Source organism: Pseudomonas fluorescens NCIMB 11764, from assembly GCF_000293885.2.
GTDB lineage: Bacteria > Pseudomonadota > Gammaproteobacteria > Pseudomonadales > Pseudomonadaceae > Aquipseudomonas > Aquipseudomonas fluorescens_B.
In genome coordinates, this window is sequence record NZ_CP010945.1 from 4,943,710 (window position 1) to 4,968,050 (window position 24,341).

Below are 24,341 nucleotides of genomic sequence, written 5' to 3' on the forward strand. Positions count from 1 at the left end.
AAAGCCGAGCGGATCAAACTCGACGCGACGAATAGCCGATCTTGAGCAATACTCTGCTCGCTGCAATCCAGGGTTCGGAGCGCGGCACTTTGCTATCAACGTGAACAAGGACGTAGCCCGATGAAATCCGTTTCCATCAGCGACAGCAGTCCATCAGCGCAAGTCTGGAACAGCGCTCTTCAGCTGGACAATGTTCCGGTCATCAACACTCAGACCCTGGTCCCTGCTGGCGCGCGCGCCGTGGTGATCGCGCCGCATCCCGGTGACGAAGTCGTGACCTGCGGCGGTCTCCTGCAATTACTCAGCACCCTTGGCCATCCCCTGCAATTGATCTCGATCACCGACGGCAGCGCCAGTCATCCGGGGTCGCAGCAGTGGTCGGAGAAACGTCTCAGCGTGTTCCGCCCCCAGGAAAGCGTCGAAGCCCTGCGCCGGCTCGGGTTGCCGATGCACAGCCTGAAGTGGATTCGCGGCGGTTTTACCGACAACGCCCTGGCCGAGCGCGAGCTTCAATTGACCCAGTTCATTACCCGCTACCTGCGGCCTGGCGATGTGGTGTTCACCACCTGGTGCGAGGACGGCAATGTCGACCATGAAACCGTCGGCCGCGCCAGCGCCAAAGCCGCAGCCTCAGTCGGTGCGGCGTTCAACGAAATGCCCGTCTGGGCCTGGCATTGGCCATCGCGTGACAGTGGATTGATCCCCTGGCACCGCGCACGCAAGGTCCGCCTCGATACCTGGACCGTTGCGCGCAAAAGCCACGCCACCCATGCTTACGCCAGTCAGCTCGACGGTGAACCGGCCATCGGTATCCCCCCGCTGCTGCCACCGGTGCTGCTTGAGCGGATGCGGTTGCCGTATGAAATCGTGTTCGTCTGAACGACACCGATCCCACAGGGGAAGGCGTTACATTCGGACTGAACTGCCTGCGCCGGTTTCAGTCGCATGCATAGGCAACCCTGATTCAGAGGAGTGAACGTGACCAATGATTCCAAGCCGCAGGCCGTCGACTCGGTGCCATTGAACACGCCCCCGGCAATTCATCGATTGCGGGTGTTGACGGTCAACACCCACAAGGGATTTACCGCGCTCAACCGACGCTTCATTCTTCCGGAACTGCGTGAGGCGGTACGCAGTACTTCCGCGGACCTGGTGTTCCTGCAGGAAGTCGTCGGTGAACACGAGCGGCACTCTTCCCGTTTCAACAATTGGCCGCAGACCTCGCAATACGAGTTTCTGGCCGACAGCATGTGGAGCGATTTCGCCTACGGGCGCAATGCGGTATACCCCGATGGTCACCACGGCAATGCCCTGCTGTCCAAGTACCCTATCCGCGAATACCGAAACCTCGACGTCTCGATCACCGGGCCCGAACGCCGAGGACTGCTGCATTGTGTGCTGGACGTACCGGGCCACGCCGAAGTCCATGCGATCTGCGTGCACCTGAGCCTGCTGGAAAGTCATCGCCAGTTACAGCTCGAATTACTCTGCCAACTGCTGGAATCATTGCCCGACGATGCCCCGGTGATCATCGCCGGCGACTTCAACGACTGGCAGCTGCAAGGCAACACCGCCCTCGCCCGCCGTGACTACCTGCACGAAGCCTTCGAACGTCACCACGGTCGCCCTGCCAAAACCTATCCGGCACGGTTTCCGTTGCTGCGCCTGGACCGGATTTACCTGCGCAACGCCAGCAGCCACGAACCGCGAATATTGGGCAGCAGGCCATGGACGCATTTGTCGGATCATTTGCCATTGGCGGTGGAAGTGCATTTGTAGCCAATACCTGTTAGTTCTTACAGTATCCCGTCGCCTGGATTGAAGGCATCCTTTGTCAACTGTTCATTGGGCGGAAACGACGGTTCACGATGACTTCCCTTGCGTGTCACGACAGCAACACTCCGACGTTGGCAGTGATGGACTCTCGGGGGCTGCCTGTCCGTATCGTCGCCTACTGTCGTGAGCATGCAATCCAGATCGCGGAGTCGCGGATCACTCGTCAAGCCTTCAACGCTGCCGGGCAAAAGGTGGCGAGCTGGGACCCAAGACTGTGGGAAGACTCACCGACACCCAATGTGGCAACGGTGCACGGACTGTCGGGTCAAACGCTACTGACCAACAGTGTCGACGCTGGTTGGAAAGTGGACTTGCTGAATGACGCAAGCTCATCACTGGTGAGTTGGGACAGTCGCGGCAGCCAGCGTCAAAACGAGTACGATTGGCTTCAACGCCCGGTTACCATCAGCGAGCAGTTGGCCAGCGAATCACAGCTTATCGTCGAGCGATTGATCTACGGCACTGCGAGCACTGAGTTTTCGGCCCATAACCAATGCGGCCAACGGGTTCGTCATGATCATGCTGCTGGCAGCCAATTGTGGGCGGAGTACACGGTAAGCGGTGTGCCAATCGTAGAAGTCCTGCGCTTTTTGAAAAGGCTGGACACACCAGACTGGCCACTCGCTCTGCCGATGCGCGATGCATTGCTTGAGGATGGCGCAGGTTATGTTTCACATCACTCCTACTACGCAGCAGGTGCAATGCGCAGTGAGACTGATGCCGGGAATAATCTTCGGTCATTTACCTATACGCTGGCCGGAGAGCTCAAAGAGGTTCGGCTGAAACTCGCGGGTGTGGGCCAATCAACGCACGTGCTGGTCAGCGACATTCATTACAACGCCTCGGGCCAAGCTGAAAGCGAAACGGCCGGTAACGGAGTGGTGACGACCTCGCAATACAGTGCTGACGACGGCCGCCTGATTCGACTGTCGAGTGGTGTCCCCGGCTTTGCCCCGCATCAAGACTTGCATTACCACTACGATCCAGTGGGCAATATATGTCGCCTCGAAGACAAGGCACAGCTCGTCCGTCACTTCAAAAACCAGCGAACCGACCCCAGCAATAGCTATTGTTATGACAGCCTTTACCAGTTGGTTAAGGCCCATGGAAGACAAGTGGCTTCAAGTAGTCATGGCCCTGCCCTCCCATCCATACTGCCCACACCATTGGATGCGAATCAGCTCATCAATTACACCCAATCCTTCTCTTATGATGCTTCCGGCAATCTGCTTTCTCGCCACCATAGCGGCGCGCCGGCATTGAATATGGCCGTTTCCAAATGCAGTAACCGTTGTTTAACCGTGTTCGATGAAACATCTCCACCTGATGAGGAAGCAATCGTCAGCGGGTTTGATGCCGCCGGTAATCAACTGCAACTAACGCGCGGTCAGGTCATGAGCTGGAACGCTCGAAATCAACTGCATCGGGTCACGATGGTCGTGCGGGAGGATGGCCCGGACGATCTGGAATTTTATGTTTACGGTGAGCGCAGTGAGCGACTGCGCAAAGTGCGACTTACTCAAACGAGCAGCCGCACATTGCGCGCTGAGGTGCGTTACCTGAAAGGACTCGAAATACATATTGATAACGCGAGCGGCGAAGAGCGCCACGTCCTCAATGTGAGGGCGGGCCAGAACCAGGTTCGAGTTCTGCATTGGGAAACAATGCCGCCAAAAGATGTTATTCAGGATCAACGTCGTTTTGGCCTGACGGATCTGCTTGGTTCATGTACCGCAGAGCTTGATGAAAACGCTCGCCTGATCAACCAGGAAGGTTTTTACCCGTATGGCGGAACCGCATGGTGGGCGGGAGTTAGCTCTTTGGAGACGAAATACAAGACTCGACGCTATTCGGGAATGGAGCGGGATGCCGCAGGGCTTTATTACTATGGGTATCGTTACTATGCGCCGTGGTTGCAGCGATGGATGTGTCCGGACCCCGCCGGTGATAGGGAGGGATTAAATCGATATTTGATGGTCATAAATAATCCGATAGGTTTTTTTGATGTGGATGGGCTCGGTCGCACTCCGATAAACGGTGAGACATCGCATCTCGTACGTAAATCCGAGTTCCCTGACACTACTTACTATGATCCGCATTTGAATGAACGTTTTGCCTCGTTCTCCGATGAGTCGAAGAAAAGACTTTACTATGTTGAAAATAATTTGATTCATCAGCAGCTATCAACACATGAAATAAACTCCTCATTTAAGTCAGGTAATTTCAACAATGTGTTCAAACCAGAACATTGGATATTCAAATTAAATCTTCGAGACCCCAATACAACAGACTACTACGCAAATGATGTAGCGCGATACCAATATTCTATAATAGCACAAAAACAGGGCTTTTATGGAACACTGCCTTCATTAATCACAAGAGCCGGCGTGATGAATGGCCCAACACTTAAGACAACCAAATACTTGAAGAGCGGCAGCAAAAAAATGCTCAAGATTTTCCTGCAACAAACACCTAATGGTAAATCGACGCAAAGAGTGTTAAATGACTTCGGCCTAATTGCAACTAAGGTTGAACGAATTATCGATCTCGGAAAGGTGAACTTTTTAATACATGTAAAACCAGTCTCGTTAGATTTTCAACAAGAGATAGCGTCGCCACCAACGAGGATGAACACCTCATCAGAGAATTCGCAACACGCCTCAAAAACTGCTGCAAATGATTCTACTTTTGAACCTCCTCACCACATGCCTCAGTCCCAACCACGAACAAAAGGATTGTTTTCTTCGGTTCGAAAACTTTTCCGCTAGTTTTCAGAGAGAGTTGGTCCATTGAGCACTGCTTGCGTAATGCCCCAGTCCTCACTCCCCCTGGGCGTCTGCCGGATCATTTGCCATTGGCGGTGGAGGTGCATTTGTGATTCCCGCCGGCCTCGTTTGACTCCACGCTAAAAAAAAACAGCCGTACCTGTTATTTCTGACAGTAGCCAGGCTGAGAATCTGTTGTTACGGTGCACGTGTCCGTATCAGTTGCAGGTACGGATGGAACCGTAGCGGCCAACATTGCCAGGTTTTATTCAGTTCGGCTTTTTTGCATTACCGATGTCGTCTCGCAATTCGCGCTGCCAACAGCGTCTGAAACCCTGTCACTCCTGACGAGTGAAGGCCTCGGGCGCCTCCGACGCGTGGAGACGAGCATGACGTTTTCGACACACCTGCCCCATTGCCGTTATTCGGCCTGCGCCATTTCCCTCTCGCTGTGCATAGGCGCATCCCCTTCCACTCTCGCCGCTTGCGCATTCACACCAACCACCGGCAACGACAGTTTCACTTGTGACAGCGGCAGCAGTGGGCCTTTGACCGATCTGTCAGGCAATAACACCCTGAGCTTTCCCGTCAATGGCACCGGCACCCTCAACGGCAATGTGACCTTTGGCGCCGGCGACGACACCGTAGACATGAGCTCGGGCAGCCTCGCGGGCACTCTCGATCAGGGCGATGGCGACGACAGACTGATCATCAGCGCCGGCCAGATAACCGGTGCCGTCAGCCAAGGCAACGGTATCGATGACTTCATCATGTCGGGTGGAACCATCGCGTCCCTCGCCCAAGGCGACAGTCGAGACACCTTCCTCATGACCGGCGGCACCATCGTCGGCGCGTTCGAGGACGGCGATAACGCCAGAATGACCGCCGGGACCATCGGCCGGGTCGACATGAAGCTCGATGACAACCTGTTCGATCTCTCCGGCGGGCGGATTATTGGCAATCTCGTTACCGGATTTGGCACTGACACCCTTATCGTTTCCGGCGGGTGGATCGGCGGCAATGTCAGTGTCAGCGGCGGCAACGATAGCGTCACGGTGACAGGAGGCGAGATCGTCGGCGAAGTCCGACTCAGCGCTGGTGATGACATCTTGCTCTGGGACGGCGGCGGTGTCATCCACTCGGCCATCCTCATGGGTGAAGACAATGACAGCGCCACGCTGCGCGGTCTTGATGAAAGCATTCTCGCCGCCTCACCGGCCATCGATGGCGGCAACGGCAACGACATGCTGACGTTCGACCGGACCGCCTCGGCGGGCGCCAGCCGTTATATCAACTGGGAAACGGTAAACTTGAACAACGGCTCGCGCTTCGACCTCGCCGGCAATTTTGTGCTGGGTGATAACGCCAGCGGTACGGGTGTGTTCAATATCGACGGCAATAGCATCCTGACGTCCACCCAGGGCAGCATCACGCCGTTCTCTGCTGCTCAGCGCGTCACTTTGAACAACGCTGGCGCGATCGATTTGAGCAGCGGCAATACCCGCACCAACGACACCCTGACGGTACAGGGCAATTATTCGGGCAGCGGCGGTCAGTTAGTGTTGCAAAGTGCGCTCGGCGCAGACAATTCCCCCAGCGATAAACTGGTGGTCAACAACGGGACAATGACCGGAAACACTCTGCTTACCGTCAGCAACGTCGGAGGATCCGGCGGTTTGACCCTGCAAGACGGTGTCCAGGTGGTTCAGGCACAGGGAACGACGACCAGCGACAACCGGGCCTTTGCCCTAAGGGGCCCGGTTTCGGGCGGGCCTTACGAGTACTTTCTGTTCAAGGGAGGAATCACTGCAGGCAGTGAAAACAGTTGGTTCCTGCGCTCCACCGTTGTGAGCTCTGCCGAGGGCACTCCGGTGGCGGCTGCCGGAACGCCAACTTTGCCCATCGCCGTCGCCGGTGCGGCGCCGATTCCCTTGTACCGTCCGGAGGTCCCGACCTGGTCAGTCTTACCGCCGGCAGCGGCACAGCTGACCATGGCGGCGCTCGGGACGTTCCATGATCGCCAGGGCGATCAGCGCCTGCTTAAAGAAACCGGTGCCGTCGGCGCTGGCTGGGGCCGGGTCTATGGCAGGAACCTTGACCAGACCTGGGCTGGCACTGTATCGCCGCGACTCGATGGATCGCTTGACGGTTTTCAAGTCGGAAACGACGTGTACAGCTCACAAACGCCCAGCGGCCAGACCTGGCGCACTGGTCTGTTCGTCGGCCACACCCGCTTGCGGGGCAATGTGGACGGTTTCAATCAGGGTTTTGAAGGCAAGCGTGCGGGCAAAGTCAAGCTGGAAGGCGAGAGCTTTGGCCTGTACTGGACGTTGACTGATCCCGAAGGCTGGTACGTCGACGCCGTCGCAATGGGCACTCGACTGAGAGGCGACAACCGTTCCGAACGCGGACTGAAACTCGATAACCGCGGCCACGCCCTCACCCTTTCGGCCGAGGCCGGTTATCCGATTGCGCTAGCGGGCGACTGGGTCGTGGAGCCCCAGGTGCAAGTGATCCACCAGAAAATCGATCTCGACAGCCAGGACGATGGCGTTTCACGCGTCTCGTTCGATGCCGATGGCCTCTGGACCGGGCGCCTGGGGGCTCGACTCAAGGGCCGTTATGCAGTCAGTGGCCGGCCAATCGAGCCCTATCTGCGAGCCAATCTTTGGCAGACCTTTTCGGGCACTGACACGGTGACATTCGGGACCTATCCGATCGAAACCCAACAAAAATCCGCTTCCGCCGATCTGGGTGTCGGGGTGGTGCTGAGCCTCGCGTCGTCCGTCAGCGTGTACGCCAGTGCCGACTACAGTAGCAATATCGACAGCAATCCATTGCGCGGGAGGTCGGCAAATCTGGGTGTGCGAATCACCTGGTAAGATGATAGCAAGCTACCAAAAAGCCTCTAGCCCGAAGGTTTCATGACGTTTTTTCGAACAAACAATAACTTAGATGGCCGTCGAAAATCAGTCACTTGCGAACGCTAAAATAGCACTACCACTTATCGGCCATTTTCTTGACGCAGCGCCACGAGTCTTCTTAGCTACACGGTACTACCCCGGAATTAACACCTGAGGCAATCCCCCAGACACCCGTGAAAACGAGCGGGCCAAGGCTTGCCCCACGCCATTCGGTCGCCCCTCAATCGGGGTAGGAGAGACGCCAGAGCGAGATACCGCATGCGACTGCAAGGTAGACCTCCATGAAAACTTCATTCACCCCACAAGAGATCAAAGTCACTTTTTGCACTGTCTCGAGCTCACTCCTGCTGTGCTCATCCATGGAAGTGCAGGCCTCACCTGCCGAGGAAGAATCATCCCTCTGGTATGACCAGGAGGTCCCGGCGCTTACCTTGCCCGCGCTCGCCTCAACCTACCCCGGCCGCTTCAGCGCCAACCCTGATTTGCGAAGTTCACACCTGACCATCGAAGACGCTGCACCCTTAGCCTGGGATCAGCTGTACGGGCAGACGTCGCGGCAGGCTCAAACCGATTACCAGTCTCAGGGCTTCACGCTTCCTGGTGCCCATCAATTCAAAGGTCCGGCGATCCTGACCCTGCAAAGTGGTAGCGGCCATACCCAGCAGTTCGGTCTGATCGGCGGCACCAGTCAATTCCAGAGTAACGGCAACGGCCTGCTGACCAGTCGCGCCCTCGCCGCCCCCAATACCGACACGCTTAACCTGCAAGGTCAGAGCCTCGGCGCCTACTACAGACTGACCGGCCCCCAAGGCTGGCACGTGGATTTGACGGCCAGCGGCGGTCGGGTCAACGGCATCAGCCGCAGCGAACAAGGCGCCCGGCAAGTCACCGAAGGCAGCGCAGTCACCTTCTCGGTGGAAGGCGGCTTTCCGATTGGTCTGAGCGACAACTGGGTCGTCGAACCTCAGGCGCAGTTGATCAATCAGCGAGTCACACTGGACACTCCTTATGCAGGATCGGGAAATGCCTCGTCCAGCGACCTGTCCTCCTGGAGCGGCCGGGTCGGTGCGCGACTGAAAGGCAGTTACGACATCAAGGGCCTCGCCGTTGAACCGTATGTGCGGACCAACTTGTGGCACACGGTGTACACCGGCAATACCGTGACCCTCGATCAGGTCGACAAGATCAGCAGCAGTCGCTACTCATCCACCGTCGAAGTGGGGTTGGGTCTGGTGGCCAGGGTGACGCCCGCCGTGAGTCTGTACTTCAGCGCCGATTACAGCAGTGATGTGGATGACAATGATTTGAATGGGTTGATTGGCAGTCTGGGTGTGCGGATGCGGTGGTGAAAAAAACCGGGCTCCACTGTTATTTCTTACAGTAGGCAAGCGCGTGAAGGTCGTGCATTTTGATGCGCAGTCCACATTGATCAAGGCCAGCACGGATGCCTACTGGAATCTTCACCAACGCGCACACCGGCACACCGACCCTTCGGGTGTCGGAAGCGCGTGGGCTGGTGGTGCGGGACGTGCTGTTTCATCGGCGTGAGGTGGGTGACCCGATTGATACGCGGGTAACCGAACAACGTTTCGATGCGGTTGGACGGTTGGTGGCCAGCCGTGATCCGTATCTGTTCGACCTGGCGAAGACTGATGAGACGACGCCGTTCAACCTGAGGCAGACCATGAGCCTGTCCGGCGTCGCGCTGGCGACCGACAGCGTGGACGCCGGATGGCGCGTTGGCCTGCAGGGTGAAGCCGGGCAGAGCCTGGAGAGATGGGACGGTCGCGGCAGCCACTCACTGACGCAATACGATGAGCTGCTGCGCCCGACGGCCATCCGTGAACGGGGACAGGACGTCGCCGAGCACACGCTGGAGCGTTTTACCTATGCCGATGCCAATGCGGAGGTCGCCGCGCACAACCTGTGCGGCCTGCTGATTCGCCACGACGACCCGGCGGGCACGGTTCATGTGCATGACCAGAGTCTTGCCGGTGGCGTGCTGAGCCACACCCGGCACTTTTTACGCGACACCGAGGCGCCTGACTGGCCGCTGGAGGTTGCTGAGCGAGAGGCACTGCTCGAATCTGGCGACGGTGCGACGACATTGAATGCCTATTCCGCCAACAGTGAGCCGTGGAGCCAAACCGACGCCTTGGGTAACCGCCAGGCGTTCACCTACACAATCGATGGCCAACTGAAAAACACCCGGCTGACCCTCGCCGGCGACAGTCAGACCGAAAAGCTGCTGGTCAGCGATCTCCGTTACAACGCCACCGGCCAGCTCGAAACGGAAACCGCCGGCAACGGCGTCATCACCCGCCACCGCTACGACGAGGCCGACGGCCGGCTGTCGCAACTCAGCGCCCACAAAGCCGATGGCACGCCGCTGCAAGACCTGAACTATCTCTATGACCCGGTGGGCAATGTGCTGAGTATCAAAGATGCCGCGCAACCGATCCGCTACTTCAATAACCAACGCATCGAGCCGATCAAAACGTATCAGTACGACACGCTCAATCAGTTGATCTACACCACCGGTTGCGAGGCCCATACCGGACGCGGCGGCCCCGCCCTGCCCGATTTTCAATCCCTGCCACTCGACCCCAACCAGATCGCCAACTATACGCAAACCTACCATTACGACGCCGGCGGTAATCTATTGGATCTGATGCATGTCGGCCCGCAAGCCCACAGCCGCACCTTGACCCGTTCCCGCTACAGCAACCGCTGTTTGCCCGAGCGTGACAATCGACCACCGACCGAGGCAGAACTGGCCGCAGGGTTCGATACCAACGGCAATCTGTGTGAATTGCAACCTGGCCAGCGGCTAAGTTGGGACCTGCGCAACCAGCTCAGGAAAGTCTGTCCCGTCGTGCGCGAAGATAAACAAGATGACTGCGAATGCTATATCTACGACGGCGGCGGTCAACGAGTGCGCAAGGTGCATTCCGCCCAAACCAACGCGCGTACGATCATTCGCGAGGTTCGTTACTTGCCCGGCCTGGAAATCCGCAGCCACAGCGTCACCGGGGAAATCCTGCATGTCATCACCGCCAGCGCCGGCAGCAACACCGTGCAATTACTGCATTGGGTCGCCAGACAACCTGAGGAAATGCCCCGAGATCAGGTACGTTACAGCCTCAACGACCACCTGAAGTCCTGCGCATTGGAATTGGATCAAAACGCCAAACTTATCTGCCAGGAATGGAATTACCCGTTCGGCGGCACTGCGTATTGGGCCGGACGTAACGCAACCGAGGCCATGTACAAGACCGTGCGTTATTCCGGCAAGGAGCGAGATGCGACAGGACTTTATTACTACGGTTTCAGGTATTACGCGTCGTGGCTGCAAAGGTGGATCAATCCTGATCCGGCGGGATCCATTGACGGAATAAACCGGTACAGCATGGTAGGCAACAGCCCTGCAACACTAGTTGATCACATGGGGTTAATGCGAAGAAGCAGCCTGTTAAATTCACCCCAGAGTCAAGCAACAACAAACAAAAGCAGCTCGAAAAATACAGAGCCAGGTTTAACCCATCCAAAGGAACACGAAAACAGAATTTATAACTTCGTTGATCCACGCTCCGAAGAAGGCGGGGTGCGTCGGAAAATAGTATCGTCATTTTCCTTCCCCACACCTACTAGCTCTGACTCTATTCGATACTATTTAGACCAGTCAAAGCCTGGCAACTCATTTGCAGGAATCATGCACATTAAAACCGGCGAATTACATATATATCCACTGGATGCAAAACGACAAGATGCTGACGAATATATCTGGGCCAAAAAATACAGCGGAACAACCAAAGACAATGGTCGCCCCATACTACACGCAACAGTAACCAATAGCGCCTTACCTACCTCACACGAGCAGCTAGTGAACAAAATTTCCGGAGAAAGAGATCATTACGTAGGTTTCAGCATAAATGATTTGAGGCACATCAGGGGCTATGAGCACGGGGGTTTTTTGGCAATAGCAGATTATAGGACCAGTGTGCTTTATGGTCGATCTAGGACATTAAACACCTTGCATTTTAAAGCCATTTCCGACGAAGGAGTCTCATATAGTACTGATAAAGAAACATACGAAAAAAATAAAGGGGAATTTATATTTGAATTGCCTATAGAGCTGAAACTAAAAATAATCAATACAATAATAACCGACTTAGGGGAGAACCATGATGTTTCGGCATTGTTGCGAAACGAGTTATCGCGAAGCGAACTAAACCCAAACTACAAACCCATCAAAAAGTTCTACATTTAACATGTAGAGTAGTTTTTAATCGTTCCTTCGATATGCTGAAATCGAGGGAGCGATCACCAAATCACAGTAAAATTACGTTATCTCCGGTCGCAACATCAACACCGCCAACGGCGGCAAATTCAACACCAACGAAAGCGCCTGCCCATGACTCGCCTCTTCCTCGGTAAACGCCCCGCCGCTGTTTCCGTAATTCGACCCGGCATACATCGCCGCATCACTGTTGATCACCTCCGTCCATCGCCCGGCAATCGGCACGCCAATCCGATAGCTCTCACGCGGCACCGGCGTAAAGTTGGCCACCACTAACACCGGCCGGCCGTCCTTGCTCCAGCGCATAAACGCTGTTGATCGCATCATCACCGATCAACACTGGAACCCTTGCCGCGCGTCGTCCTGGCCATGCTCCTCGACCTGTTACTTCTTACAGTAGGCAGCCGTGTGAAGGTCGTGCATTGTGATGTGCAGTCCAATTGATCAAGGCCTGCATGGATGCCTACTGGAATCTTCACCAACGCGCACACCGGCACACCGACCCTTCGGGTGTCGGAAGCGCGTGGGCTGGTGGTGCGGGACGTGCAGTTTCACCGGCGTGAGGTGGATGATCCGATTGATACGCGGGTAACCGAACAACGTTTCGATGCGGTTGGACGGTTGGTGGCCAGCCGGGATCCGTATCTGTTCGACCTGGCGAAGACTGATGAGACGACGCCGTTCAACCTGAGGCAGACCATGAGCCTGTCCGGCGTCGCGCTGGCGACCGACAGCGTGGACGCCGGATGGCGCGTTGGCCTGCAGGGTGAAGCCGGGCAGAGCCTGGAGAGATGGGACGGTCGCGGCAGCCACTCACTGACGCAATACGATGAACTGCTGCGCCCTACGGCCATCCGTGAACGGGGACAGGACGTCGCCGAGCACACGCTGGAGCGTTTCACCTATGCCGATGCCAGTGCAGAGGCTGCCGCGCACAACCTGTGCGGCCTGCTGATTCGCCACGACGACCCGGCGGGCACGGTTCGTGTGCATGACCAGAGTCTTGCCGGTGGCGTGCTGAGCCACACCCGGCACTTTTTACGCGACACCGAGGCGCCTGACTGGCCGCTGGAGGTTGCCGAGCGAGAGGCACTGCTCGAATCTGGCGACGGTGCGACGACATTGAATGCCTATTCCGCCAACAGTGAGCCGTGGAGCCAAACCGACGCCTTGGGTAACCGCCAGGCGTTCACCTACACAATCGATGGCCAACTGAAAAACACCCGGCTGACCCTCGCCGGCGACAGTCAGACCGAAAAGCTGCTGGTCAGCGATCTCCGTTACAACGCCACCGGCCAGCTCGAAACGGAAACCGCCGGCAACGGCGTCATCACCCGCCGCCACTACGACGAGGCCAACGGCAGGCTGACGCAACTCAGCGCCCACAAAGCCGATGGCACGCCGCTGCAAGACCTGAACTATCTCTATGACCCGGTGGGCAATGTGCTGAGTATCGAAGATGCCGCGCAACCGATCCGCTACTTCAATAACCAACGCATTGAGCCGATCAAAGCGTATCAGTACGACACGCTCAATCAGTTGATCTACGCCACCGGTTGCGAGGCCCATACCGGACGCGGCGGCCCCGCCCTGCCTGATTTGCAGCCATTGCCCCCCGACCCCAGCCAGATTGCCAACTACACACAAACCTATCATTACGATGCTGGCGGCAATTTGCTGGATCTGGTGCATGTTGGCGCACAAGCCCATGGCCGCACCTTGACTCGATCCCGCTACAGCAACCGCTGTTTGCCCCAGCGCGACAATCGGCCGCCGACCGAGGACGAGTTGGCCAACGGCTTCGATGCCAACGGCAATCTGCGAGAGCTGCAAGCCGGTCAGTCACTGACCTGGGATTTGCGTAACCAGTTGCGTGAGGTACGCCCTGTCCTTCGCGAAGACGCCAAAGACGACTGCGAGTGCTACGTCTACGACGGCGGTGGCCAGCGGGTGCGCAAAGTGCATTCGAGCCGCATGGTTATCCGTGAAGCGCGCTACCTGCCTGGCCTGGAGATCCGCAGCCACAGCGGCACCGGTGAAACCCTCCACGTCATCACCGCCAGTGCCGGCAGCAACAGTGTGCAAGGACTGCATTGGGCGGCCAGACAACCGCAGGAAATCGCTCAAGACCAGTTGCGTTACAACCTCGGCGATCACCTGAAATCCAGCACACTTGAGTTGGACCAAGATGCCGACCTGATCAGTCAGGAATGGTATTACCCGTTCGGTGGCACGGCATATTGGGCAGGTCGAAACGCGACCGAGGTCAAATACAAAAGCGTGCGCTATTGCGGCAAGGAGTGCGATGCGACGGGACTTTATTACTACGGGTGTCGCTATTACGCGCCATGGTTACAGCGGTGGATCAATCCAGATCCAGCAGGGTGTGTGGACGGAATGAACTTGTTTTCGTTGGTCGGCAATAGCCCCATTGTTTTTTTTGATGAGTCCGGACACATCCGAGATGACTTCAATCCCCCACAATACTTGCAAAACTTTAAATTTTTACTTTACGAAGCCCCTGACCCGCCCATCATGTCTTTTCAAGAGGCTCGCAGAGTAATCCATCAAATCGAAACCAGGCTCTTTAACTTTGAAAGTTTATCAAGCGCGGAACAGCGAGCGGAATTCAAACAACACGTCATCGATTTACATGAACAATTGAACACCTTGCCACCGGCATTCATGCAAGATCGATGGGGCGCCCACTTTCTCGAGAGGTATCATTTTTTGTTATCTGCAGCCTCGAAATTTGAGCCACTTGACCACACCCCTCGCCCAAAATACATCTATACCGAAAGAGACGGAAAAACCGATAGCCGAGGTCAAACTTACCGAAACGAGGGGCCTGCCAGCCCAGGTGAATCACGCCGACCTGATTATGGAACAGCGAGCTCAGGCTTTGGTCGTTCGGGCACCGTTAATACCGCTCAGCACGTGCCTCTTGACCCCCTCCCATCTGGCACTAGCAGCAGGATTTCAAACGGATATGAACTTTCCATCAATATCATTAATAATCAAAACATAAATACACTATTTCCTGATGCAGAAAGTGCCCTCGAGCGATACAAACGCATTGCCGTGCTCATTCACCCGGACAAACTCTTTCATGAGAGAAGACCGGATGTTCGGCAAAGAGCCACGCAAGCGTTTCAAATACTGGGTCACTGGAGGGACCTTCAGAACGGTCCCCCTCAATCAAACTCCCCTCCTCACCGCACTCAACCACATCACTAGTTCAAACGGTGCGTGAGAACAGCTAATGAACAATGCCAAATGTGCAGCCATTGTTCATTTCTGCTCCTGAAGAACGTCGCAGTCTCACCCCTCCGGCCGCAACATCAACACCGCCAACGGCGGCAGATTCAGCACCAGCGACAACGCCTGGCCATGGCTCGCCTCTTCCTCGGTAAACGCCCCGCCGCTGTTTCCGTAATTCGACCCGGCATACATCGCCGCATCACTGTTGATCACCTCAGTCCAGCGCCCGGCAAACGGTACGCCAATCCGATAGCCCTCACGCGGTACCGGCGTAAAGTTGGCCACCACTAACACCGGCCTGCCGTCCTTGCTCCAGCGCATAAACGCATAAACGCTGTTGATCGCATCATCGCCGATCAACCACTGGAACCCTTGTGGGGCGTCGTCCTGGTCGTGCAAGGCGGGTTCTTCGCGGTACAACCGGTTCAGGTCGCCGACGAGTTTCTGCACGCCTTTGTGTTCCGAATACTGCAGCAAGTACCAATCCAGCTGCTGATCGTGGTTCCACTCGCGCCACTGGCCAAATTCGCAGCCCATGAACAACAGTTTCTTGCCCGGATGTGCCCACATGAAGCTCAGGTAAGCCCGCAGGTTGGCGAATTTCTGCCAGCGGTCACCGGGCATTTTGTCTATCAGCGAGTGTTTGCCGTGAACCACTTCGTCGTGGGAGATCGGCAGGATGAAGCGTTCGGACCAGGCATACACCAGGCCGAAACTCAGTTCGTTGTGGTGATGGGCGCGGTACACCGGATCTTGCTGGATGTAGTGCAGCGAATCGTGCATCCAGCCCATGTTCCATTTGTAGTCGAAACCCAGGCCACCCTGCTGCGTACTTTGGCTGACGCCAGGCCACGCAGTGGACTCTTCGGCGATCACCAACGCGCCGGGCGCTTCGAGGTTGACCACATCGTTGAGGTGACGCAGGAAGTCGATCGCTTCAAGGTTTTCCCGACCGCCGTGACGGTTCGGCACCCACTCGCCGGCCTTGCGCGAGTAATCGCGGTACAGCATCGACGCCACCGCATCGACGCGCAGGCCGTCGACGTGGAAATGCTTGAGCCAGTGCAGCCCAGAGGCCAGCATGTAGCCGTGTACTTCGGTGCGACCGAGGTTGTAGATCAGCGTGTCCCAATCCTGGTGGAAGCCTTCCTGCGGGTTACCGTATTCGTACAGCGCGGTGCCGTCGAATTGCGCCAGGCCGTGAGTATCGGTCGGAAAATGCGCCGGGACCCAATCGAGAATGACGCCGATATCGGCCAGGTGGCAGGCGTTGACGAACGCTGCGAAATCATCCGGCGAACCGTAACGGGCGCTCGGGGCAAACTGTGAGAGCAGTTGATAGCCCCATGAGCCGCCGAACGGATGTTCCATGATCGGCATCAGTTCAATGTGGGTGAACCCCAGTTCCTTGACGTACGGAATCAAGCGTTCGCCCAGCTCATGCCAGGTGTACTGGCGCGCCACTTCGCCCAGATCGTCCAGCTCGCACTGCCAGGAACCGGCGTGCAATTCGTAGATCGACAGCGGCGCGCTCGGTTTTGAACGCTCGACGCGAGCCTGCATCCACTCGTGATCCTGCCACTCGATGCTCAAGGGAGAGGCGACTTTCGACGCAGTGTCCGGCGGCAGCGTGGTGGCCAGGGCCATCGGATCGGCCTTGAGCGGCAGAATGCCGTGGGTGCCGAGGATCTCGTATTTGTAAGCCTCGCCTGCCTGCAGGCGCGGGATGAACAGTTCCCAGACGCCGGTCGGGTGACGCAGGCGCATCGGGTGCCGACGGCCATCCCAGTTATTGAAGTCGCCGACCACCGACACCCGTTTGGCGTTCGGAGCCCACACGGCGAAACGCACGCCGTCGACACCGTCGACGTTTTTCAGCTGCGCACCCAGGCAACTGCTCAAGTCACGGTGATTGCCTTCAGCGAACAGGTACAAATCCATTTCACCGAGCAACGGACCGAAGCTGTAAGGGTCTTCGGAAACCTGTTCGCCGCCCGCCCAACGCGTGCGCAGCACATACGGCTGCGCCCGATCGAAATGCCCGACAAACAGCCCGGGCGTTTCGGTGGCCTCAAGGGCGCCGAGTTCCTCCCCGGAATCCTTGGCCAACACCTGTACGCTCAACGCGTCAGGCAGATAGGCCCGAATGAATTGCCCGCCAGCGCCATCGCCATGGGGGCCGAGAATTGCAAAGGGGTCTTGATGCTGGGCGCGTACCAGCGCGTCGATGTCCCGCGATCTGGGCAGTAACGCCTCTTTAGCGTGACCCTGTTCCTTGTTCGAGAAACTCATGACTACTCTCCACCAAGATCGGAAAAGGGTTTAAGCCCACTCAATAATCCATATAAACCGTGCAATGGCACGGGCAACCAGGTGGGCCGATTTTCTGCTTCATAGGCCACCTCGTACGCCGCTTTTTCCAGACCGAACAACGCCAGCGCGGCGTCCTCGCCTTCCGGATCTTGCCACGCATGAGCAAGACTAGCTGCCGCCAGCCGATAAGCGTCGACAAATGCCTGTTTCGCTTCATTTAAATAGCGTTCCGATACCCGCAGCCGGGCTGCCCGGGCATCGGTGGTGTTATCGACGTTGTGCACGTTGATGGCCATAGCCGCCGCGTAGTCGAACGAGCGCAAGACGCCGCTGACATCCTTGTAGGGGCTGTGCTTGCCGCGCCTTTCGGCCAAGGGCCGCGCCGGTTCGCCTTCGAAGTCGATCAGGTAGGCATCGCCCTTGATCACCAACACTTGCCCCAGGTGCAAGTCGCCATGGACGCGAATCCGCAACCCCCCGGTCGCCTTTTTGCCCAGTTCCTGGACGTGGCTGAGGATGGCTTTTTTGTTGTCCAGTAAACGAGTGACCAGGGTTTTGTCCGCCGGGTTCAGTTCGTTTTGATGCTGCTTGAGCAACTTCAGCGCGTGTTCCAGTTGCGCGGCGACATCCTTGGCCGAAGCCAGGGCATCTTTTTGCGTGGTGACTTGCGGGGCGAAGTCCGGGTTGTCCGTGGGCGCTGCCAGCACCTGATGCATTTCCCCCAGACGCTGACCGAGCATCCCGGCGAAGTCGCGCAGTTCGCCGAGGGCGTTGTAATGCTGCTCCTGCTCGGACATGGCATCGGCGAGTTCGTCGCGCAATGCCCGTTCGAGGTTGTTCTGCGTCCATTCCCATGCATCGCCCTGATTGCTCAGATAGCCTTGGGCGATCATCAGCAGGTTGTCTTCGCCCTTGGCATCGCGACGGACCACCGACCCCAGCAATGGAGAGATATTGGCGAAACCCGCATCGGTCAGGTACGCGCTCATTTCCAATTCCGGGTGAACGCCCGAGGCCACCTTGCGGATCAGCTTGAGCACCAGGCTGCTGCCGATCACCACCGAGCTGTTGGACTGCTCGGCCGACAGATAGCGCACTTCCGATTCAGCGCTCAGGCCCAGCTTCGCCAACTCGGCAGTCGGTTCGAAGCGAATCTCGCCGCCATCGGACGGCAGCACAGTGTTGTCCTGCATGCCTTGCAGCACCGCACGGATGAAGTTTTCGAGGCTGAACGCATCCGTGATCAAGCCCACTTGCGGACCTCGTCGCACCCGAGACAGCGCCAGTTGCTGCGGCAACGCGGGGCCCACCTGATCATCCGCAATAAAGCCGAACGGCAATTGGTAACGGCTGGTCTGACCGCCGCTGGTGACTTCGATTTCACTCAGCAGCACCGGATGCAACGCATCACCGAAGCGCACGCCATAGGCCAGGTTGACCTTGTCAATGGCCGCATCCTTGCCGGCGAACCAGCGCCGGTTTTGTAACCAGTTAGGCAGGATGCCCTGTTCCAGCGTGCCGCGAGACGGCGCTTCGAGCAGTTCTTCCATGCGCTTTTTCAGCACCAGGGTGGTGAAGTCCGGCAGGCTTTGCGCCGGTTCTACGTGCCAGCTAGGCATTTGATTCTCCGCTGCGAGTCCGAACCAGTAAAAACCGTAAGGCGCCAGGGTCAGGAGAAAATTCAACTGGCCGATCGGCGGGAACGCGTTACCGCCCAGCATCTCGACCGGCACCATGCCGACGTAGGCCGACAGGTCCAGTTCTGCCGCTTGTGCACTGCGGGACACGTTAGCCACACACAGAATGATCTCGTGCTTGCCATCTGCCCCGGTGAATTCACGGGTGTAAGCCAGAATCCGTCGGTTGCTCGGCGACAGCATTTTCAGTGTGCCGCGTCCGAACGCCTTGGATTGCTTGCGCACGGCGAGCATGCGCCGGGTCCAGTTCAACAATGAATGCGGATCGCCCGCCTGGGTTTCGACGTTGACCGACAGGTAACCGTATTGCGGGTCCATAATCGGTGGCAGCACCAGGCTGGCCGGATCGGCGCGGGAGAAGCCGCCGTTACGGTCGATCGACCATTGCATAGGCGTGCGCACGCCATCGCGGTCACCAAGGTAGATGTTGTCGCCCATGCCGATTTCATCACCGTAATACAGGGTCGGCGTGCCGGGCATCGACAGCAACAGACTGTTCAGCAGCTCCACACGGCGACGGTCGCGTTCCATCAACGGTGCCAGGCGCCGGCGAATCCCCAGGTTGATCCGCGCCCGACGGTCGGCCGCGTAGTAGTTCCACAGGTAGTCACGCTCCTTGTCGGTGACCATCTCCAGGGTCAGCTCATCGTGATTGCGCAGGAAAATGGCCCACTGGCAGTTGGCCGGGATCTCCGGGGTCTGGCGCAGAATGTCGGTGATCGGGAAGCGGTCTTCCTGGGCCAGCGCCATGTACATGCGCGGCATCAACGGGAAGTGGAAGGCCATGTGGCATTCGTCGCCGTTGAGGCCTTTTGTATCGGTGTCACCAAAGTACAGCTGCGTATCTTCCGGCCATTGGTTGGCTTCGGCGAGCAGCATGCGATCTGGGTAATTGGCGTCGATTTCGGCGCGTATCTGCTTGAGGACGTCGTGGGTCTCGGGCAGGTTTTCATTGTTGGTGCCGTCCCGTTCGATCAGGTACGGAATCGCATCCAGCCGCAAACCGTCGATGCCCATGTCGAGCCAGTAGCGCATCACCGACAACACGGCTTTCATGACTTGCGGGTTATCGAAATTCAGGTCCGGCTGGTGCGAATAGAAACGGTGCCAGAAGTACTGGCCGGCGACCGGGTCCCAGGTCCAGTTGGACTTTTCGGTGTCGAGAAAGATGATGCGGGTGCCGTCATATTTTTGATCGTCATCGGACCAGACGTAAAAGTCCCGCGCCGCCGAACCGGGTTTGGCTTTTCGCGCCCGCTGGAACCAGGCGTGCTGGTCCGAGGTGTGGTTGATGACCAGTTCGGTGATGACCCGCAAGCCACGTTTGTGGGCTTCAGAAATAAAGCGCCTGGCGTCGGCCATGGTGCCGTAATCGGGATGCACGCCACGGTACTCGGCAATGTCGTAGCCATCGTCGCGCCGGGGCGACGGGTAGAACGGCAGGAGCCAGATGGTGTTGACGCCAAGGTCGGCGATGTAATCGAGTTTGGCGATGAGGCCGGGAAAGTCGCCGATCCCGTCATTGTTGGAGTCGAAAAAAGACTTAACGTGAACCTGGTAAATCACTGCGTCCTTGTACCAGAGCGGGTCCTTGATAAAGGTGGCAGCCTTGGGTTTCTTCGCCATTTGAAACTCCTGTTGAATTCAATAAAGCCCCCGCTGAAGCACACGGGCTGCAGAAGAAGGCTCTTTTGTGGCGAGGGCGCGTGCTCCCGCTGGGCTGCGAAGCGGCCCCTGCTTTCGTTCTGACAAACCGCATCCACAGGACTTACGACTGCTTCGCAGCCGAGCAGGAGCAAGCTCCCTCGCCAGAAGAGCGGGCAGCCTGTCTAGACAGTGATCCGCCAGATGCCGAACGGTTGATGCGCCGGGTCGATCCGCATGAATTGGTACTTGCCGTGCCACGTCCAGCGATGGCCGCTCATCAAGTCCTCGCCCTGAGTACTGGCGTCGTCGGGCAACCCCATTTCCCACAGCGGTAACTCGAAATTCGCTTCCTGAACGTTATGCGGATCGAGGCTGACCGCGACCAGAATGAAGTTGCTGCCATCCTCGCTGCGTTTGCCGAAATACAGGATGTTGTCGTTCCAGGCGTTGTAGACCTTCAGGCCCAGATGCGTGTGCAACGCAGGGTTCTGCCGGCGAATGCGGTTGAGCTGCGCGATCTCGGCAATGATGTTGCCCGGCGCGTTGAAGTCCCTGGGGCGGATTTCGTACTTCTCGGAGTTGAAGTATTCCTCCTTCCCAGGCACGGGTGCGGCTTCACAAAGCTCGAAACCTGAATACATGCCCCACAGCCCGGAGCCCATGGTTGCCAGGGCCGCACGGATCAGAAAGCCGGCGCGTCCGGACTCGTGCAGAAACGCCGGGTTGATGTCCGGTGTATTGACGAAGAAATTCGGCCGGTAGCATTCGCGCCACGGCGACTCGTTCAACTCGGTGAAGTACGTCGACAGTTCGTACTTGGTGTTGCGCCAGGTGAAGTAGGTGTAGCTCTGCGAATAACCGACCTTGCCCAGGCGCGCCATCATCGCCGGCGTGGTGAAGGCTTCGGCGAGGAAGATCACTTCCGGGTACAGCGCCCGCACATCGGCGATCAGCCACTGCCAGAACGGCAGCGGTTTAGTGTGCGGGTTGTCGACGCGAAAGATCTTCACGCCCTCCTCGACCCAGCCGACCACGATGTCGCGCAATTCGACCCAGAGGCTGGGGATCGCGTCAGCGGCATAGAAGTCGACGTTGACGATATCCTGATATTTCTTCGGCGGGTTCTCGGCGTATTTGATCGTGCCGTCCGGGCGCCAGTTGAACCAGCCGGGATGCTGTTTGAGCCACGGATGATCCTGGGAACACTGAATGGCGAAGTCGAGTGCGATTTCCAGGCCATGGTCGGCTGCTGCGGCTACCAACCGACGGAAGTCTTCGCGGGTGCCCAGTTCCGAGTGAATCGCCTCATGCCCGCCCTCTTCACTGCCGATGGCATACGGGCTGCCTGGATCGTCGGGGCCGGCGGTGAGGGAGTTGTTCGGGCCTTTGCGGTAGCTGCGTCCGATCGGGTGGATCGGCGGAAAGTACAGCACATCAAACCCCATGTCCTGAATCATCGGCAGCCGCGAATGCACGTCGTTAAATGTGCCATGACGGGCCGGATCGTCGGTGATCGAGCGCGGAAACAACTCATACCAACTGGCGAACTGGGCGATCTCACGTTCGACGTCCAGCGGATACTCGGGGCTGAAGCTCAAATAGGCGCGGTGATCGGCCTGAGACATCAGGTCGGCGCTGCGCTGGTGCAGAAACAGCGCCACCTGCTCGATTTCGAGCAACCCGGCCAGTTCATGGTGCAGCGCTGCCAGCTCTTCACTCAGTTGGCCTTCGGAGCGTTCGGCTGCCTGTTGAACCAGGGTGCGACCTTCCTGCAGCTCAAGACTGACGGGCACACGGGCCGAGTGCTTCTTCTCCAGCTCATAGCAGAAGCTGGCGAACTGATCGATCCAGGCCTCGATGCAGAACACATAACGGCCCTGACGCGAGACGCGGAATTGGCCTTGATACCCGTTATTGCCCAGCTCACCCATGACTTCGCTTTGCCAGGCGTCATCATCGGCAGCGCGCCAGCGAACCCGCACGGCCAGTTTGTCGTGCCCGTCGGCGAAGACTTTACTCGTGACCACCACGTCTTGCCCGATCACGGCTTTAGCGGCGAATTGCCCGCCATCCAGGGTCGGCATGGTGTTTTCAATGGCGATGCGCGGCAGCAACAAGGCCTGCGACAACGGCATATGAGGGTTGTAGTTCAGCTCTGTCGGTTTTTCTGCAGTCATCGAGCATCTCTCCTTTACGCCCCATGGACGCTCTTGTACCTGATCGTCGTTCGCGCAAGGCCAGCGGCCCCGGAATGAACTCACTTAGGTTCCGAGCGACAGGCTTCGGTAAAGTTCACGTGGATTTGCCCGCATCTGCGGTGGAATCAATTCGTATGCAAAGAGGTCAATCCACTTAAGCACGACTTGCGCCATCTGCCACTGGAGGCTTCAACGATGAGTATTCCAATCCCGGCTGAAACACCCGATCCAAACATCGACACCCCGACGATTCCTCCCACCGAGCCGCCGCCGGTGCCCGAGCAGGAGCCGCCGGGGACTACCCCGCCGCCGCGGGAAGATCCGCCGGAGACGATGCCGCCGGTGATCGTTGCCCCCGAGTAAAGTGGCGAGGGAGCTTGTCGGAACGCCGCACCATCCCCTTCGGCTGCGCAGCGGTCGTGATTTTTTGGAGGAGCTTCGCACCCCAGCGGGAGCAAGCTCCCTCCCCACACAAGCTACTCCGCCACAAATGCGCCGTCCGTCAGGGCTTATCTTCCTGCTCGTTTTTCTCAAGCAACTTAACGATCCTCGGCATCACACTGAAAATCGCCAACGCCAGCAACGTACTGAACACCGCCGTCGCCTCACGCCCCAACCCGGCGGAAACACCAATCGCCGCTGTCAACCACAACCCGGCGGCGGTGGTCAGGCCTTTCACGTGGCCCTCATCGCCTTCCTGGTTTTTAAGGATGGTCCCGGCACCGAGGAAGCCGATCCCGGCGATTACCCCTTGCACCACGCGGCTCATGGCATCGGCCTGAGAGCCGGACATCTGCGGCACCAGCACAAACAGCGCGGCACCGAGCGCCACCAGCATGTGCGTACGCACACCGGCGGCCTTGCCCTTGTGCTCGCGTTCAAAACCGAGAATCCCGCCCAACACGGCGGCCATCAGCAGTCTTACCGTGATACGTGTCAGTTGAGAGGCATCGCCAATGTCAGCGAACTCCGCTTGCAGCGTCACCCAAACTTCATGCCACCAGGCGTCCATGGTGCATTCCCTGTAAATGATCGATAGAGGATGGACCGCGCCGACCATTAATCGGTTGCACAGAACGATGGCCGCCTGTTGAGCCCTAACCTTGTATAACCCGCAGAAAAAAGGACCTCTCCATGACAGTGCGCATCGAAAACAAGACCTGCTTTTTCACCACCGAGAACGGCGAGGAAATCCGCCTGTGCCCGGATGTGACCATCGTCACCGACCCCGAGAAAGCAATGTCGGCAGTCGATATCAACGGCCAGCACATCTACATCACCGAAGCAGAAGCCGATGCATTGACCGTAGCAGGTGCGGTGGACGGTCGCCGGCATTTGAAGGCCACGGACAGTGATTCGGTGATTTGACTGACCCGGATCAATACGACCCGCGGGCGCCT

General features: G+C 57.7%; 13 protein-coding genes and 1 pseudogene. 9 read left to right on the forward strand and 5 right to left on the reverse strand.

Annotated elements, in window-relative coordinates:
* The first annotated feature begins 120 nt into the window (after positions 1–120).
* From B723_RS22560 to B723_RS22585, 6 genes are all read left to right on the forward strand, one after another.
* Entirely contained in the window at positions 121–879 is a 759-nt protein-coding gene (locus B723_RS22560; RefSeq protein WP_017339078.1) for a PIG-L deacetylase family protein, read from the forward strand.
* A gap of 99 nt (positions 880–978) precedes the next feature.
* A complete protein-coding gene (locus tag B723_RS22565) occupies positions 979–1,779 on the forward strand; it encodes an endonuclease/exonuclease/phosphatase family protein (RefSeq protein ID WP_017339079.1) in 801 nt (266 codons plus the stop codon).
* A gap of 89 nt (positions 1,780–1,868) precedes the next feature.
* Positions 1,869–4,604 carry an RHS repeat domain-containing protein gene (locus B723_RS22570; RefSeq protein WP_050558256.1) on the forward strand — a complete coding sequence of 912 codons (2,736 nt, stop codon included), beginning with the start codon at positions 1,869–1,871 and terminating at the stop codon, positions 4,602–4,604.
* Positions 4,605–4,990: 386 nt separating this feature from the next.
* The gene (locus B723_RS22575) at positions 4,991–7,483 is read left to right on the forward strand and encodes an autotransporter outer membrane beta-barrel domain-containing protein (protein ID WP_017339083.1); all 2,493 of its coding nucleotides are present in this window, start codon (positions 4,991–4,993) and stop codon (positions 7,481–7,483) included.
* A gap of 323 nt (positions 7,484–7,806) precedes the next feature.
* Positions 7,807–8,874, forward strand: coding sequence for an autotransporter domain-containing protein (locus B723_RS22580; protein ID WP_017339084.1), 1,068 nt, complete (start codon positions 7,807–7,809; stop codon positions 8,872–8,874).
* A gap of 95 nt (positions 8,875–8,969) precedes the next feature.
* Positions 8,970–11,795, forward strand: coding sequence for an RHS repeat domain-containing protein (locus tag B723_RS22585; RefSeq protein WP_080995143.1), 2,826 nt, complete (start codon positions 8,970–8,972; stop codon positions 11,793–11,795).
* Positions 11,796–11,867: 72 nt separating this feature from the next.
* Here B723_RS22585 and B723_RS22590 read toward each other — a convergent pair.
* Positions 11,868–12,197 (reverse strand): annotated as a pseudogene (locus tag B723_RS22590) (alpha amylase C-terminal domain-containing protein); the annotation flags it as partial.
* A gap of 87 nt (positions 12,198–12,284) precedes the next feature.
* Here B723_RS22590 and B723_RS22595 point away from each other — a divergent pair.
* Entirely contained in the window at positions 12,285–15,062 is a 2,778-nt protein-coding gene (locus B723_RS22595; protein ID WP_080995144.1) for an RHS repeat domain-containing protein, read from the forward strand.
* Positions 15,063–15,146: 84 nt separating this feature from the next.
* Here B723_RS22595 and glgB read toward each other — a convergent pair whose 3' ends face one another.
* From glgB to B723_RS22610, 3 genes are all read right to left on the reverse strand, one after another.
* Positions 15,147–17,378 (reverse strand): 1,4-alpha-glucan branching protein GlgB, encoded by a 2,232-nt coding sequence (gene glgB, locus B723_RS22600; protein WP_017338497.1) that lies wholly within the window; start codon positions 17,376–17,378, stop codon positions 15,147–15,149.
* Between the two features lie 2 nt (positions 17,379–17,380).
* Complete coding sequence (gene treS, locus B723_RS22605) at positions 17,381–20,722, reverse strand: maltose alpha-D-glucosyltransferase (protein WP_017338496.1); 3,342 nt, start codon at positions 20,720–20,722, stop codon at positions 17,381–17,383.
* A 203-nt stretch (positions 20,723–20,925) separates the two neighbouring features.
* Positions 20,926–22,920 carry an alpha-1,4-glucan--maltose-1-phosphate maltosyltransferase gene (locus B723_RS22610; RefSeq protein ID WP_017338495.1) on the reverse strand — a complete coding sequence of 665 codons (1,995 nt, stop codon included), beginning with the start codon at positions 22,918–22,920 and terminating at the stop codon, positions 20,926–20,928.
* A gap of 216 nt (positions 22,921–23,136) precedes the next feature.
* On the opposite strand from B723_RS22610, the gene B723_RS33505 reads away from it, so the two are divergent.
* Complete coding sequence (locus B723_RS33505; RefSeq protein ID WP_017338494.1) at positions 23,137–23,304, forward strand: hypothetical protein; 168 nt, start codon at positions 23,137–23,139, stop codon at positions 23,302–23,304.
* Between the two features lie 139 nt (positions 23,305–23,443).
* Here the strand turns inward: B723_RS33505 and B723_RS22615 are convergent, their stop codons facing one another.
* Positions 23,444–23,953 (reverse strand): MgtC/SapB family protein, encoded by a 510-nt coding sequence (locus tag B723_RS22615; RefSeq protein WP_017338493.1) that lies wholly within the window; start codon positions 23,951–23,953, stop codon positions 23,444–23,446.
* 122 nt (positions 23,954–24,075) lie between these two features.
* On the opposite strand from B723_RS22615, the gene B723_RS22620 reads away from it, so the two are divergent.
* Positions 24,076–24,309, forward strand: coding sequence for a DUF3203 family protein (locus B723_RS22620; RefSeq protein WP_017338492.1), 234 nt, complete (start codon positions 24,076–24,078; stop codon positions 24,307–24,309).
* The last annotated feature ends 32 nt before the right edge of the window (positions 24,310–24,341 follow it).

Coding starts and splice junctions, on each gene's coding strand:
- B723_RS22560 (WP_017339078.1), top strand. CDS start 121: ATGAAATCCGTTTCCATCAGCGACAGCAGTCCATCAGCGCAAGTCTGG.
- B723_RS22570 (WP_050558256.1), top strand. CDS start 1,869: ATGACTTCCCTTGCGTGTCACGACAGCAACACTCCGACGTTGGCAGTG.
- B723_RS22575 (WP_017339083.1), top strand. CDS start 4,991: ATGACGTTTTCGACACACCTGCCCCATTGCCGTTATTCGGCCTGCGCC.
- B723_RS22580 (WP_017339084.1), top strand. CDS start 7,807: ATGAAAACTTCATTCACCCCACAAGAGATCAAAGTCACTTTTTGCACT.
- B723_RS22585 (WP_080995143.1), top strand. CDS start 8,970: ATGCCTACTGGAATCTTCACCAACGCGCACACCGGCACACCGACCCTT.
- B723_RS22595 (WP_080995144.1), top strand. CDS start 12,285: ATGCCTACTGGAATCTTCACCAACGCGCACACCGGCACACCGACCCTT.
- glgB (WP_017338497.1), bottom strand. CDS start 17,378: ATGAGTTTCTCGAACAAGGAACAGGGTCACGCTAAAGAGGCGTTACTG.
- treS (WP_017338496.1), bottom strand. CDS start 20,722: ATGGCGAAGAAACCCAAGGCTGCCACCTTTATCAAGGACCCGCTCTGG.
- B723_RS22610 (WP_017338495.1), bottom strand. CDS start 22,920: ATGACTGCAGAAAAACCGACAGAGCTGAACTACAACCCTCATATGCCG.
- B723_RS33505 (WP_017338494.1), top strand. CDS start 23,137: ATGAGTATTCCAATCCCGGCTGAAACACCCGATCCAAACATCGACACC.
- B723_RS22615 (WP_017338493.1), bottom strand. CDS start 23,953: ATGGACGCCTGGTGGCATGAAGTTTGGGTGACGCTGCAAGCGGAGTTC.
- B723_RS22620 (WP_017338492.1), top strand. CDS start 24,076: ATGACAGTGCGCATCGAAAACAAGACCTGCTTTTTCACCACCGAGAAC.